Below are 14132 nucleotides of genomic sequence, written 5' to 3'. Positions count from 1 at the left end.
GATATAATGGAAGCCAACCCTGAAATAGACAGTTGCTGCCCTGATATCCTTGATTAAGCATATCTTTAAGTTCTGGAACATCATATATAAACAATGAGAATTAAAAAGGCTGTTATTACCGCGGCTGCCCGTGGCGAAAGACTTTACCCGGTGGCTGACACCATTCAGAAGGCCATGCTCCCGATCATAGACATCGACGGGTTGCACAAACCGGTTATCCAGATTATTGCGGAGGAGGCTTTTGCCAGTGGCATCGAGGAATTGTGCGTGGTATGCGCCCCCGGCGACGGAGAAAGGTATCTCAGCGCCTTCGCCTCGCTGCGTGATAACCTGCTGCGATCATATAAAGGCGTTGACTGGGCGAAAGAGGAAACCGATAAGTTGGACCTGTTGCTGAGCCGCATCCAGTTTGCGGAGCAGCAGGAGGCGCTGGGCTATGGGCACGCCGTGTACTGCGCCCGCGAATTTGTGAACAACGAGCCTTTCCTGCTGCTTTTGGGAGACTACCTGTATGTATCCAATCTGCTGCAGAAGCGTTGCGCCACCCAACTCATTGAGCTTTCCGCGCAGGAGAACTGTTCTGTGTCGGCGGTGAACCCCACCATTGAGCACCAGATTGGCCGCTACGGCACGCTTACCGGGAAGCAGCTCCCCGGCAACGCCGGTATATACCAGATCGAGAAGATCATTGAGAAACCCTCTTTGAGTGTGGCGGAACTGGAGTTGCAAACGCCGGGGCTGCGGGTAGGGTACTACCTGTGCTTCTTCGGGATGCACGTTTTCACGCCGGCCATTTTTGATATACTGGAGAAGTACATCGCCCGCGACGGCAGCAACATCCTGCTCACGCCCGCGCTGCAGGAACTCGCCGAGGCAGACAAGTACCTGGCGCTGGAAGTAAAGGGAAACCGATACGACCTGAGCAAAAAGCTCGGCTGGCTGCAGGCGCAGATTGCACTCGGCCTGGCAGGCCAGGCGCACGACGAGACGCTGACGGCAATGGTAGATCTGCTGGCCGAAGCCAACAGCCGGAAATCTGTTTAATCTTTATCAGAAATAAAGTGCGGAGAAAGTAACACATCCCTCCCAGCAGGAGATGTTTAGACTCTAATGTATTCCCCTCCTCCGAGGGATAGGGATGGGTAGCAGGCAATTGCCAATAGCCAATCACCCGCAACCATATATACCAAAACTGCCTGCTGCACAGCAAAGCTCAGGCAGGCTATATAGTGCTGCACCAAAAAAGCAACATGAATATCTTTATCCAAACCATTACCGCTACAGAGGCCGCCACGCGCAACCGCTCCTTTTTCGAGATCAGCCGGAAGCTGTCGGCAAAGGAAATGGGGACGGCCCTGCGCGAGCTGGACACGTTCCGGAAAACCACGCCAAACCTATATGAGAAGGTAAGGGCTATTCTCTTTTTATATGCCGGTTACCGGTTTTTCCTGATGGAGGCAAAAGAGACGCCTTCGGTCGGGAAAATCTCTTATGACGGGTTTGAGGACCTGCTGGCCCGCCGCTTTGAGCACGCCATCGCCACTTTTCTTCGCGAACTGGACAAGCACGGGCCCAATGCAGCCCTGTTCAGCGCCCTGGCCGATAGTTACCACCAGTTGTCGTTCCAGATCCTGGCCGATCAGGTTCGGAAAAGCGTGCGCTCGAGCAAGGGCAACCAATGGATGTTCCGGGTAGGGCACCAGGAGGAGCACCCGATCCGCATACACCCGAAACTGCTGGCGCGCCACGACAACTCGCTTTTTTACCCGATCCTGCACGAGAACACCTCCGTTCGGATGGACCTGACCCACAGCGGATGGTCCGATATCTTCTTCCTGGGGATGGATTACCCGGAAGGCGCGCGCGTCATCAACGTGTCCATCGACTTGGGTGTTTTTGGGCGCGATAAGGACATCAGGCCACCCCTGCACAGTTATGTGCGGGTGATTCCGGAGCCGGTGCTGCGCCTGACGAGCATCGACCTGAACACCTCAAAGGATATACACGACCTGGCGGACCTGTTCAACTTCGGGAATGATTACCTGAGCCTGGTGAAAGCCGGTGTGATCGCCTCCGGGCTTATTCCGCCTTCTTTTGAAGGAACAAACCAGGCCTTGCCTGAGATTTTGGCGCGCATCGTGGCCCCCGGCATGGGGATTGAGCTGGTGACGAAGGTGAATGATATCCCGAAAGGCTCCCGGTTTGCCGTTTCCACTAACCTGTTGGGCTCCATCATTAGTTTGCTGATGCGTGCCACCGGCCAGACACAGCGGCTGGAAGGCGGTCTGGAGGAGAGCGAAAGACGACTGGTTGCCTCGCGCGCCATTCTGGGCGAGTGGATCGGAGGCTCCGGCGGCGGCTGGCAGGATTCGGGCGGCGTGTGGCCGGGCATCAAAGCCATCCAGGGCACGTTTGCGCAGGAGGGCGACCCGGAGTTCGGTATCAGCCGGGGTACGCTGCTGCCGCGCCACCGGGTGCTGCAGGGCGAGGAAGTGCATCCGGAGATCGGTGAGAAGATCATGAACTCGCTCGTGCTGATGCACGGCGGCATGGCCTCGAACGTAGGCCCGATCCTGGAGATGGTTACTGAGAAATACCTGCTGCGGGGAGAGCGGGAGTGGGCTGCCCGGCAGCAGACAAACCAGATATTCGATAACATCCTGGGTGCTATCCGGGAAGGAGACGTCCGGAAGTTAGGCGCTAACACAGCCCGTAACTGGGAGCAGCCGATCAAGACGATCATCCCCTGGGCATCCACTTATTTCACGGAGCAGATCATCGCCAAAGCTCAGAAAGCGTTTGGGGAGGATTACTATGGCTTTCTGATGCTGGGCGGTATGTCGGGCGGCGGTATGGGCATGTTTGTGAACCCGGAGCGCCACGAGGCATATAAAACGGGCGTGCTGGAGATACTCCGCCAAACCAAGAACGAGCTGTCTGACGCGCTGCCGTTTGCCATGGAGCCGGTGGTATATAACTGGAGCATCAACCCCAAAGGGACCTGGGCGACGCTGCACGAGGGCAACGAGGCGCTGATGCCCGAGCAGTACTATGCCATTCATGTGTCGCAGCTGGTGCGGAAAGACCCCGCCACAATATCATATATACGCCGGGCGGAGATCGATTACTTTACGACGTACTGCGAAAAGAACAACCTGGCCTACCCGCTGCTCCGCACCATCATCAGCAACCTGTTTAAGGTATCGGACCCGAGCTCGCAGGGCAACCGCAGCGTGGAAAATGAGAAAGCGGAGAGCATCAAAAAAGAGAACGGATTTGACTATATACAGCACGAAGACATCCGGGAGGAGCTACAGAAAGGCCGCATCGGGCTGTCGCGCAACCGGTTGGCGGCGGAGACGACGATAGAGGATGTGCGGCCGCAGGACATTGTGCGGCTGGAAGAACTGGCCGCTTCCGGTAACACCGGCGAAGAAGCGATCAGAGCCGGCAAAGTAGCGGTGATGAGCCTGGCGGCAGGCGTGGGCAGCCGCTGGACAAAGGGAGCCGGTGTGATCAAAGCGCTGAACCCGTTTGTGGAAATAGAAGGCAAACACCGCAGTTTCCTTGAAATTCACGTGGCGAAGACACGCAAGATAGCGGAACGGTATGGCGCGAGAGTCCCGCACATTGTGGCTACCAGTTACCTGACGCAGGCGCCTATCCGAAAACAACTGGAAAAGACACAGAACTTCCAGTACGATGGTGCCATTCTATTGTCGGAAGGTCGTTCGATTGGCCAGCGCTTCGTGCCGATGGAGCGCGACCTGCGCTTTATGTGGGAGGAGATGCCCCAGGAAACGCTTGACGAGAACAAGCAGAAAGTCCGGGACGCTGTGCGCCAGAGCATGATCAACTGGGCAAAGTCCAAAGGCGAAGGCACGGATTATATGGACAACATCGCGGCGCAGCGCTTTTCGCCGCTCGGCCACTGGTACGAAGTTTCGAACCTGCTGCGCAACGGCACACTGGCTAGGCTCCTGCAGGAGCAACCGCAGTTGCAAACCATTATGCTGCACAACATTGATACCCTGGGGGCCGATATAGACCCGGCAGCGCTGGGCTACCACCTGGAGTCGGGGAACGCGTTGACATTTGAGGTGATCCCGCGCCGCATCGAGGACCGGGGCGGCGGGTTGGCGCGCGTGAACGGGCAGCTGCGGCTGCTGGAAGGCCTGGCCCAGCCACGTGAGGAGGACGAGTTGAACCTGAGCTACTACAACTCCAACACCACCTGGATCCAGATCGACCCGCTGCTCACGCTTTTCGGCCTGACGCGCGAGTCCCTGCAGGGTGCTGATGCAGGGCAACTGGCCAAAGCTGTCCGAAGCGTGGCGCACCGCATCCCCACCTACGTCACCATCAAAGATGTGAAATACCGCTGGGGCCACGGGCAGGAGGATATATACCCGGTTGCGCAGATCGAGAAGCTCTGGACGGATATGACGGCGCTTCCCAACCTGAAGTGCGGTTATATTGCAGTGCCGCGTTACCGGGGCCAGCAAATGAAAGACCCCGCACAACTGGATGCCTGGGTAACCGACGGCAGCAAGGACTACGTCGCCTCGCTTGGTACATTTGCCTGATGACTCAAAGACCTCGCGGCGTGCGCAGCTCCCGCGAGCGTCTGGGGCAAGGCCGTTCCATATAAGAGGCAAGTCACTTGCAAGTCCTGCGGATTGCCATATATAGACCCTGAAAAGAGACGCCCTCCCGATTTATAATGTCGGGAGGGCGTCTCTTTCTGTTTTATAAGCGAACTATGCCGGCATGAGCTCCTTTAGCTCGCTTACTACTTTCGTCATGGAGGACTTGGCATCGCCGAAGAGCATCAGGCAGTTAGGGAAGCCGAAGAGCTCGTTTTCGATACCGGCGTAGCCGGCGCTCATGCCGCGCTTGCAGACGATGACCGTGCGGGCCTTGTCGGCGTTCAGGATCGGCATGCCGTAGATAGGGCTGCCGGGGTTGGTGCGGGCCGCCGGGTTCACCACGTCGTTGGCCCCGATGATCAGGGCGATGTCGGTGTTGGCGAATTCGTCGTTGATCTGGTCCATCTCGATGAGCTTATCGTAGGAGATGTTGGCCTCGGCCAGCAGCACGTTCATGTGCCCGGGCATGCGGCCCGCCACCGGATGGATGGCGAACTTGACGGAGATGCCCCGCTTCTCCAGCATGTCGGCCAGTTCCCGCACAATGTGCTGCGCCTGCGCCACGGCCATGCCGTAGCCCGGCACGATGATCACCGAGGAGGCAGATTCGAAGAGCATGGCTGTTTCCTCCACACCTACTTCTTTCACCACAATGTCTTCCCCGCCTCCGGCAGCGGCGGCCGAAGAGCTTGTCTGGCCGAAGCCGCCCAGCAGTACGTTGACCAGCGAGCGGTTCATGGCCTTGCACATAATCTGGGTGAGAATGATACCGGAGGCGCCCACGAGCGCACCCGCGATAATCAGCACCTGGTTGTTGAGCACGAAGCCCGTGGCGCAGGCGGCGATACCGGAATAGGAGTTGAGCAACGAAATCACCACCGGCATGTCAGCCCCGCCAATCGGGATGACCGTGAGGACACCCAGCAGCAGGGCAATCGCCAGCACGCCCAGCATCCATATCTCTGCATTCGGCTGCAGCACCACCAGCACCGAGAGCGCCAGCACCGCCAGAAACAGGATGGCATTCACGGCATGCTGCCCACTGAACACCACGGCACGGCCGTTGATCAGGCCTTTTAGCTTTCCGAACGCCACCAGCGAGCCTGTCAGGGTGACGCAACCGATGATGACACTGATGATGATGGTGACGCCAACCACCATTTCCATGCTGTAGCCCGCCTCATGCGCCATGCGCCAGTACTCGGAGGTAGCCACCAGCACGGAGGCAGCCCCGCCGAAGCCGTTGAAGATGGCCACCATCTCCGGCATCGAAGTCATTTCCACGCGCTGTGCGATCACCGTGCCGATAACGGATCCGATGAGGATGGTCACAAATATCTCTGTGTAACTCAGTATCTGGCTGTCGAGCAGCGTCACGAGCACTGCAATCAGCATTGCAATGGCCGACACGAAATTTCCCCGGCGGGCCGTGGATGTTTTACCTAGCATCTTGATGCCGATGATAAACATCACCGAAGCGATCAGGTACGCAATCTTTATAATTAAATCTCTTTCCATAAGGGCTTACTTCTTTTTCTTCTTAAACATCTGCAGCATGCGGTCCGTCACCACGTAGCCACCCACCACGTTCAGGGTGGCCAGCAGCAGCGCGGCAATAGCCAGCCACTTGCTCACCGACCAGTCTTCCGGCCCGGCAGCCACAATGGCCCCCACAATGGTAATACCGGATATGGCGTTGGAGCCGGACATCAGCGGCGTGTGCAGCGTGGGCGGGACCTTGGAGATAAGCTCGAAGCCTACAAAACTGGCCAGCACCAGCACGTAAAGAAGTACAATTAATGTTTCTGCATTCATACTGTTTTAGCTAATATTTCTCTTGTAAACTGATGTACCAACTCCCCCTGGTGCGTAATCAGCGAACCTTTTGTCACTTCCTCGTCCATCTCCCACTTAAAGCCGTCCTTGGTGGCCAGGTGAAGCAGCAGGGTGCTGATGTTCTTGGCGTAGAGCTCGCTGGCGTTCACCGGCACCATGGCGGGCAGGTTCGACTCGCCGATGATGGTCACGCCGTGGCGCACCACCGTCTGGTTAAACTCGCTCAGCGCGCAGTTGCCGCCCGACTCCACGGCCATATCCACAATCACCGAGCCCGGCTTCATGCTGGCTACCATCTCTTCCGTTACCAGCAGCGGAGCCTTCTTTCCGATCACGAGAGCCGTGGTAATTACCAGGTCCGCGTCGGCTATGTGTTTGGTGATGAGCTCTTTCTGTTTCTGTAGATACTCGGCAGACACCTCGCGGGCGTAGCCGCCCTCGGTTTTCACGCCCTCGGCCTGCACCTCCAGGAAGCGGCCGCCCAGCGACTCTACCTGCTCCTTTGTCTCGGGGCGCACATCGGTTACCTCCACTACGGCCCCCAGGCGCTTGGCGGTGGCCACAGCCTGCAGGCCGGCCACGCCCGCCCCGAAGATGAGCACACGGGCCGGGGTAATGGTGCCGGCCGCCGTCATCATCAGCGGAAAAATCTTGCCCAGGGCGTTGGCCCCCAGCAGTACCGCTTTGTAGCCTCCCAAGTTGGCCTGCGAACTCAGGGCGTCCATCTTCTGGGCGCGCGAGATGCGCGGCACGGCATCCATGGCGAAGGCGCTGATGTTCTTGCTCAGGCATATATCCACCAGTTCGGGCACAGTGTAGGCATATAGAAAGGAGATCAGCGCGCTGCCGTCCCGCATCAGCAGGGCCTCCTCAGGCGTGGGGGCGTTTACCTTCAGCAGCACATCCGAATCTTTAAGCAATGCGGCCCTGTCCGGGAAAATAATGCCGCCTGCCGCTTCGTAGGCACCATCATAGAAGCCGGAAGCATGCCCGGCGTCGCTCTCGATGCCACATTTAAAACCGGCTTTCGTGAGTGACTTTACCACGTCCGGTGTCAGGGCTACCCTTCTTTCGGATAATTTGCCCTCTTTGAGTACAGCTATGTTCAAGGATTAAATGTATTAAGTGTAACCTGAAATAATATTGCAAATAGTTGTTGTGCAGCAGGCGCCTCTGTATCTGAATGCAGGGCTAAGCTGCCGGAGAGGCTACATGAAGCACCCTGTTTGCCATGGCCGCCCGTGCTCTTGCGAAAAGCCACCCCCGAAGGAATGGGAGAAAAAGTGTACGATATCCAGAAAGACGCCTCCTCTCACCCGTTGCCTTGCCCCGGAGGCTTCAATTTATCCAAAGCTTCGCCAGCCGGTTACTGCGCATAATCGACAAGCTAAGATAATAAAATTTTTAAACAGCCTTGCGTTTTGTTGAAAAGATAGCTTAAAAATTGATGAATAATTGTAAAAAGCGTTAGAACGGCAGCAAAAAAGGTAAGTTTGAGTCATTTTATATATACTTCAGCTCACGCTGCGTATAATCCTCAAAGAGGTTTCGAACTGCGGAGCGGCAGGTGAGTTGTAGGCAATAACAGGAAACTTCCGCTGCCTGTGGTTTAAGCCTGGCAGGCGCTGCAACGCGCAGCCGCATATTTTCTTTGCGTTTATTTATACCTTTTTGATGGTGATTCCGCTCACAGTACTTAATTTTGAGCGGTTATTTGTACGTACAAAATTTTTCCAGCTTCCCGTTATATATAGCTGACCGATCGCTATGCTATGGAATATCAGAAGGGGGACTTTGCAACTTCTTATCTATAAACACTATAGATAGCTTTTGTGGGTTCTCAAACCTGGGCCAACAGGGTAGTGCCCGGTCAGGTATCAGAACAGATGCTGAAACCCATTTCGCTATTGTAAGATGCTTAAAACGAAGAAAGAAATTATTTTAGAAACGGCTTTGAATCTTTTTGCTGATAAAGGATACGAAGCCACGCCCACCAGCTTAATTGCGAAGGAGGCAGGCGTGTCAGAAGGCCTGATTTTTAAACACTACCTCAGCAAAGAGAACCTGCTGGAGGCAGTGGTGAAGGCCGGGTACCGGCGTATCACGGACAGGAGCAAAGGACTTGTGGTGGAGGATGACCCGATCAGGCTGATCGAGAACGTGCTTGACATGCCACTGAAACTGGTGGAGGAGGAGCGCAATTTCTGGCGCATGCAGTTTCGCCTCGTAGACGAGGAAATCTCGCAGAAGCACCACATGCGCTACTCGCACTCGGTGATGCAGAAGCTGGAAGGGGCCTTCAAAAAACTGGGCTACGAAGAGCCGGAACTGGAGACGGAGATCCTGATGCTGCTGGTAGAGGGGCTGTGGAGGATGTACCTGACCAACGAGGACAAAGGGCACTTTGTGAAGATGCTGGACCTCATCAAGGCCAAGTACAGGAAGTAAGGAGCTTTAAGCAGACAAGCTGCAGAGCAGGTAAGCGCTCGTATTATATAGAGACTGGTTTATCTAACGCAGCACGCACCGGGCGATCATGCCCATGTGCGTGCTGCGTTCTTGTTTGGAGGATGTTATACCAAGTCTTCTAAACCTTCTTCCATATATGGCTTTATCATTTTAAATGAAATGGGAATGGCATTCTTTCTATAGCTATGGAAGGAAGAATAGTGGGTATGGCACTATGTATATAGAATCGTTTCCGCACAGCTCTTCATTGATTCGCGCGCAGAAACCTTTAGCTAAAGGAAGAAGAGGGATTGCCAACTTACAGCAGTTGCCATCGTGACGACACAGCAGGCTATATATACTGACCTGCTACAATCCAAACACCCTTGGCAGCCAAAGGCTGAGCGCCGGTATATAGGTTACCAGCAGCAGCGCAACCACCATGGCGAGGAACAGCGGGATAAGGGGCTTGATGACTTTGCTGATGCTAATTTCGGCTACCCCGCAACCCACAAACAGCACAGAGCCCACAGGCGGCGTGCACAGGCCGATACAAAGGTTCATCACCATCATAATGCCGAAGTGAACCGGATCGACTCCGAGCTCGCGCACAACCGGCAGGAAGATCGGGGTGAATATCAGTACCGCCGGCGTCATGTCCATGAAGATGCCCACAAACAGCAGAATTAGGTTAATGATGATGAGGATAATGATCTTGTTGTCGCTGACAGATAGCAGCGCGTCGCTGAAAGCCTGCGGGATGTTGGCATACGACATCACCCACGACATCCCCATCGACGTGCCGATCAGCAGCATCACGATGGCCGTGGTGATGGCCGTATGAATCAGGATATCCGGGAGGTCGCTCACCTTCACCTGGCGGTATACCAGCATCGAGAGAATGACGGTGTAAAGCACGGCCACGGCAGAGGCTTCGGTCGCGGTGAACACGCCGGCGATGATGCCACCGATTACCACCAGCAGCAGCAGCAGGCTGGGCAGGGCATCTAAAAACTTTCTGAGCACCTCCCGCAAAGAGGTGCGGTCTCCCACCGGGTATTTCTTCTTATAGGATATAACGCCAGCCACCAGCATCAGCACAAACCCCAGCAGGAACCCGGGTATGTAGCCGGCCACAAAGAGCGCGGCAATGGACACGCCGCCGCTGGCAAGGGAATACACGATCAGGATGTTGCTGGGCGGGATGATCATGCCCGTGGTGGCGGAGGTAATGTTCACCGCCGCGCTGAAAGGCCTGGAGTAGCCTTCCTTCACCATGCGCGGGTTCATGATGCCCCCGATCGCCGAGGCAGCCGCTACGGCAGACCCGGAGATGGCGCCAAACAGCATGCAGGCCACAATGTTCACGTAGGCCAGGCCACCCGGCAGCGTGCCCACCAGGCTTTTAGCCAGGTCGATGAGACGGGTGGCGATGCCGCCCCTGTTCATGAGCTGCCCCGCCAGTATGAAGAAGGGGATGGCGAGCAGCGCAAAGCTGTCGAGGCCGGTGGCCATGCGCTGGGCAAGGGTGGTGAAGGCGGGCTCCGGCGCAATGCTCACGAGCATCGTCAGGAGCGCGGCAATGCCGATGGAAAAGGCAATGGGTACCCCTAAAATAAGCAACACAACAAAGCTGACGACCAGTACGAGTATTTCCAAGAGTTCCATGTATGCCTGTTTATATATAGCCTGTCGGCTGTTGGGAATGAGATTTCAAATGAGGGCTTTATATCATCGCCATAAAAAATGGAGAATGTCACCCGTGCGAGCGGGCTATATATAGCAGGGCACTTTATTGTCCTGCGTCTTTTGCCTTAAGCCTACATCATCTCCTTGCCGATCTCCTCCGGATCTTCCGGGCTTTCGGTCAGGCCCGCGAGGCTGTAGTAGATGATGAGCAGGCCGCTGAGGGGAAGCACCATATACACATAGCCCAGGGGCACGTTCAGGGCGGCAGACGTCTGCCGCAGCTTCAGGGTGATATAGACCAGGTTGATGCCGCCCCACACCATCGCGAAGAACGCGAAGAGCGCCACCAGCACATGGATCAGCACGTTCAGGTTGCGCTGTTTCCTGCCCTCCAGGCTGGCAGGCAGCAGGTCGATGGCCAGGTGCATGCGTTTGCCAGTCACGTAACTGGCCCCGAGCAGGCTTACCCAGATCAGGAGGTACCGCGCCAGCTCATCGGTGAAGGAACTCGGCGCCCGCAGGATAAAGCGGGAACCCACCTGCCACAGCACGTTCAGCACCATGGCCGCCATCAGGGTTACCAGCACCCAGTACAGGGCCGTGTCCAGTCTTTCTCTGAATGTCATATCGGTTGCTTTATTTTGTCGTTAAGGGGCGGGTTGCGCCTGGGGGTTTTTCCCAGCGGCCTGGATCCGCTTGATGAGGCTGTACACCTCCGGTTCAGTTTTGTAGCTCTCGTAGAGTGGCTCCACCATTTTAGCGAAAGGCTCCTTATCGGGATAAGATACCTCGACACCAGCCTTTTTCACTTCCCGCAGCGCTTCCTCCTCCGCTTCCTGCCAAAGCTTCCGCTGCACCACCGCCGACTCCTCTGCCGCCTCCTGCAGCCACTGCTGCTCCTGGGGCGTTAGCTTTTCCCACACCTTGGTGCTCACCAGGAGGATGTCCGGAACCATGGTGTGCTCGTTCAGGGCGTAGTGCCGGGCCACCTCGTAGTGGCGCGACAGGTGAAAGGTGGGCGGGTTGTTTTCTGCACCGTCTACCACCCCTTGCTGCAGCGCCGTGTATATCTCGCCGGTGGAGATGGGCGTGGCGGCACCCCCGAAGGCGTTCACCATCTGGATGGCGGTGTTACTGGCCTGCACCCGGATCTTCAGGCCCTTCAGGTCGTCGGGGGTGTTGATGGGTTTGCTTGCCGTGTAGAAGCTGCGGCTGCCGGCATCGTAGTAGGTCAGGCCGCGCAGCCAGTACTGTTCCCCTTCCGTCAGGAGCTCCTGGCCAATTTCGCCCTCCAGCACACTGAAGAAATGCGCCTTGTCGCGGAAAATGTAAGGCAGGCTCAGCACCTTGAAATTAGGGGAGAAGCTCTCCATGGTGGCCGCAGACACTTTGGTCATGCCCAGGCTGCCGATCTGCAGCAGCTCCACCGACTCCCGCTCACTGCCAAGCTGCGAGTTGGGGTAGATCCCGATGGACAGCGTGCCCCCCGATTTCTCCTTTAACCTTTCGGCCATGTACAGCATCGCCTGGTGCACCGGGTGCGACACCTCCAGGCTATGCGCCAGCTTTATCTCCTTTTTGTCTGAGATTTCCCTGCACGAGGGGGCCAGGAGCAGGAGGAGAAAGGCGCAGAGGCCTGGAAGCAACCGCTGCAGCAGGAGACGCCGGGGACGGGGGTGAGGGTATATAAGCATTATTTTTTCCTTACTTTACTGATCGTCTCCAGCGCTGTCCGCGTCAGTTCTTCTAACCGGCTGTAATCCTGTGTAGCAATCAGGTCTTTGCTGATGAGCTGAGAGCCCATGCCCACGCAGTGCGCGCCGGCGGCAAACCAAGCCCGCAGGTTCTCTTCCTTCGGCTCCACGCCGCCGGTGGGCATAATGCTTGTCCAGGGGCAGGGACCTTTGATGGCAGCTATAAAATCCGGGCCGCCCACCTGCTGCGCCGGGAAAATCTTGATGACCTCGGCTCCCAGCTCCTCCGCCCGCGATATTTCGGTTAAGCTGCCGCAGCCCGGCGCCCACATGATCTTGCGCCGGTTGCAGACAATGGCCACATCCTCCTTCAGAACCGGCGACACGATAAAGTCGGCGCCGCACTGTATATATAACGCAGCGGTAGGCGCGTCCACCACAGAGCCTACCCCTAGCATTAGCTCCGGGAACGAGGCACGGGCATATTTGATGAGCTGCGTGAACGTCTCGTGGGCGAAATCGCCGCGGTTGGTGAACTCGAACACCCGCACGCCGCCATCATAGCAGGCTTTCAGCACCTGCCGGCACACTTCTACATCAGCGTGGTAAAACACAGGCACCATGCCCGTCTCTGCCATTTTTAACGCTACTTCTATTCTGCTGAATTTTGCCATATGGTTTGTGAATTTTTGGATTAGTACTGATAAAACTATCTCACGAGCCTTCCGGAGGTGTTGCCGGCCAGCAATGCCTCCACCTCTTCCACCGTCGCCAGGTTGGCGTCTTCCCGGATGGTGTGCTTGAGCACCGACGCGGCCACGCCAAAGTCCAGGGCCTTCTGATCGTCCCCGTACGCCAGCTGGCCATATATAAAACCGGCCATAAAAGCATCGCCGCCGCCAATGCGGTCAATGATCGGGTTCATTTCGTAGGTCTGGGTTTCGAGCATCTCCCGCCCGTTCCACAGCATGCCCGACAGTGTGTTGTGCGAGGCGCTGACGGAGCCGCGGGTGGTGTTCAGGATCTTCCTCACCTTCGGGAAGCGCTCCATGATCTGGCTGTAGACGGAGGCAAGTTCGTTGCCCTCCGGTTTTTTGGCGGTGATGCCCAGTATATCCCTCGCGTCGCCTTTGCCGGACACGATGATGTCGCAGCCGGCAATCAGCCCGGGCATGACCTCACCGGCGGTTTTACCGTACTGCCACAGGTTCTTCCGGTAGTTGATGTCCGCCGACACGGTCAGCCCTTTGCGGTTGGCCACGTCGATGGCTTTGGCGCAGCAGGCGGCGGCCCCGGCGGATATGGCCGGCGTAATGCCCGTCCAGTGAAACCAGTCGGCACCGGCAAACACCTCGTCCCAATCGATCATATCCGGCTCCAGCCCCGCGAAGGCAGAATGGCTTCGGTCATATATAACCTTGCTGGCCCGCACGCTGGCGCCGGTCTCCAGGAAATAGATGCCGAGCCTGTCGCCGCCATAGCGGATGTGCTGCGTGTCCACGCCATACTTCCGCAGCAGGTTCGTGGCCGATTTCCCAAGCTCGTTGTCGGGGAACCGGGTAACGTGGGCGGCGCCGATACCGAGCTGGGCCAGCGACACGGCCACGTTTGCCTCGCCGCCGCCGTACGTGGCGTCAAAGTGTGTGGACTGTATAATGCGTGCGTAATCAGGCGTAGAGAGCCTGAGCATGATTTCACCGAAAGTGATGACTTTTTTCCCCATATCAGAATCCGATATATGATGTAGCGTTGTTATAGCCTGTACTCTCCGCCACCTGACTGACATATATTTTCTGCTGGCAGTCGGCAAGGATCA

11 protein-coding genes are annotated in these 14132 nt (G+C 56.7%); 3 read left to right on the top strand and 8 right to left on the bottom strand.

Annotation, left to right across the window (positions count from 1 at the left end; all coding sequences use genetic code 11):
- Positions 1-93: 93 nt before the first annotated feature.
- Both ABD920_RS19725 and ABD920_RS19720 read left to right on the top strand, forming a co-directional pair.
- Entirely contained in the window at positions 94-1044 is a 951-nt protein-coding gene (locus tag ABD920_RS19725; protein ID WP_345161479.1) for a UTP--glucose-1-phosphate uridylyltransferase, read from the top strand.
- Positions 1045-1250: 206 nt separating this feature from the next.
- Entirely contained in the window at positions 1251-4586 is a 3336-nt protein-coding gene (locus tag ABD920_RS19720; protein WP_345161477.1) for a UTP--glucose-1-phosphate uridylyltransferase, read from the top strand.
- Between the two features lie 174 nt (positions 4587-4760).
- On the opposite strand, the gene ABD920_RS19715 is transcribed toward ABD920_RS19720, so the two are convergent.
- Genes ABD920_RS19715 through ABD920_RS19705 form a run of 3 tightly spaced genes read right to left on the bottom strand, consistent with a single transcriptional unit; the run spans position 4761 to position 7594 of the window.
- Complete coding sequence (locus tag ABD920_RS19715; RefSeq protein WP_345161474.1) at positions 4761-6167, bottom strand: NAD(P)(+) transhydrogenase (Re/Si-specific) subunit beta; 1407 nt, start codon at positions 6165-6167, stop codon at positions 4761-4763.
- 6 nt (positions 6168-6173) lie between these two features.
- Positions 6174-6464 carry an NAD(P) transhydrogenase subunit alpha part 2 gene (locus ABD920_RS19710; protein WP_345161472.1) on the bottom strand — a complete coding sequence of 97 codons (291 nt, stop codon included), beginning with the start codon at positions 6462-6464 and terminating at the stop codon, positions 6174-6176.
- Positions 6461-7594 carry a Re/Si-specific NAD(P)(+) transhydrogenase subunit alpha gene (locus ABD920_RS19705; RefSeq protein ID WP_345161470.1) on the bottom strand — a complete coding sequence of 378 codons (1134 nt, stop codon included), beginning with the start codon at positions 7592-7594 and terminating at the stop codon, positions 6461-6463. Before ABD920_RS19705 ends, ABD920_RS19710 begins: the two co-directional genes overlap by 4 nt.
- A gap of 805 nt (positions 7595-8399) precedes the next feature.
- Here ABD920_RS19705 and ABD920_RS19700 point away from each other — a divergent pair.
- Entirely contained in the window at positions 8400-8933 is a 534-nt protein-coding gene (locus ABD920_RS19700) for a TetR/AcrR family transcriptional regulator (protein ID WP_345161467.1), read from the top strand.
- Between the two features lie 369 nt (positions 8934-9302).
- Here ABD920_RS19700 and ABD920_RS19695 read toward each other — a convergent pair whose 3' ends face one another.
- From ABD920_RS19695 to ABD920_RS19675, 5 genes are all read right to left on the bottom strand, one after another.
- Positions 9303-10601: a TRAP transporter large permease gene (locus ABD920_RS19695; RefSeq protein WP_345161465.1), complete on the bottom strand. Its 1299-nt coding sequence runs from the start codon at positions 10599-10601 to the stop codon at positions 9303-9305.
- 152 nt (positions 10602-10753) lie between these two features.
- On the bottom strand, positions 10754-11248 hold the full coding sequence (locus ABD920_RS19690) for a TRAP transporter small permease (RefSeq protein WP_345161463.1): 495 nt from the start codon (positions 11246-11248) through the stop codon (positions 10754-10756).
- A gap of 21 nt (positions 11249-11269) precedes the next feature.
- Positions 11270-12316: a TRAP transporter substrate-binding protein gene (locus tag ABD920_RS19685; RefSeq protein ID WP_345161461.1), complete on the bottom strand. Its 1047-nt coding sequence runs from the start codon at positions 12314-12316 to the stop codon at positions 11270-11272.
- Complete coding sequence (locus tag ABD920_RS19680; protein WP_345161459.1) at positions 12316-12990, bottom strand: bifunctional 4-hydroxy-2-oxoglutarate aldolase/2-dehydro-3-deoxy-phosphogluconate aldolase; 675 nt, start codon at positions 12988-12990, stop codon at positions 12316-12318. Before ABD920_RS19680 ends, ABD920_RS19685 begins: the two co-directional genes overlap by 1 nt.
- Positions 12991-13025: 35 nt before the next feature.
- Positions 13026-14039 carry a PfkB family carbohydrate kinase gene (locus tag ABD920_RS19675; RefSeq protein ID WP_345161457.1) on the bottom strand — a complete coding sequence of 338 codons (1014 nt, stop codon included), beginning with the start codon at positions 14037-14039 and terminating at the stop codon, positions 13026-13028.
- Positions 14040-14132 lie beyond the last annotated feature (93 nt).

It is taken from the genome of Pontibacter saemangeumensis (assembly GCF_039541895.1).
Classification (GTDB): Bacteria; Bacteroidota; Bacteroidia; order Cytophagales; family Hymenobacteraceae; genus Pontibacter; species Pontibacter saemangeumensis.
The sequence above is the reverse complement of the archived record's forward strand: the minus strand, read 5'-3'. Positions and strand labels throughout refer to the sequence as shown.

Excerpts from the sequence above, each read along its gene's own strand:
- ABD920_RS19720 (WP_345161477.1), top strand. The coding sequence starts at position 1,251 with ATGAATATCTTTATCCAAACCATTACCGCTACAGAGGCCGCCACGCGC.
- ABD920_RS19715 (WP_345161474.1), bottom strand. The coding sequence starts at position 6,167 with ATGGAAAGAGATTTAATTATAAAGATTGCGTACCTGATCGCTTCGGTG.
- ABD920_RS19710 (WP_345161472.1), bottom strand. The coding sequence starts at position 6,464 with ATGAATGCAGAAACATTAATTGTACTTCTTTACGTGCTGGTGCTGGCC.
- ABD920_RS19685 (WP_345161461.1), bottom strand. The coding sequence starts at position 12,316 with ATGCTTATATACCCTCACCCCCGTCCCCGGCGTCTCCTGCTGCAGCGG.
- ABD920_RS19700 (WP_345161467.1), top strand. The coding sequence starts at position 8,400 with ATGCTTAAAACGAAGAAAGAAATTATTTTAGAAACGGCTTTGAATCTT.
- ABD920_RS19675 (WP_345161457.1), bottom strand. The coding sequence starts at position 14,039 with ATGGGGAAAAAAGTCATCACTTTCGGTGAAATCATGCTCAGGCTCTCT.
- ABD920_RS19690 (WP_345161463.1), bottom strand. The coding sequence starts at position 11,248 with ATGACATTCAGAGAAAGACTGGACACGGCCCTGTACTGGGTGCTGGTA.
- ABD920_RS19695 (WP_345161465.1), bottom strand. The coding sequence starts at position 10,601 with ATGGAACTCTTGGAAATACTCGTACTGGTCGTCAGCTTTGTTGTGTTG.
- ABD920_RS19680 (WP_345161459.1), bottom strand. The coding sequence starts at position 12,990 with ATGGCAAAATTCAGCAGAATAGAAGTAGCGTTAAAAATGGCAGAGACG.
- ABD920_RS19725 (WP_345161479.1), top strand. The coding sequence starts at position 94 with ATGAGAATTAAAAAGGCTGTTATTACCGCGGCTGCCCGTGGCGAAAGA.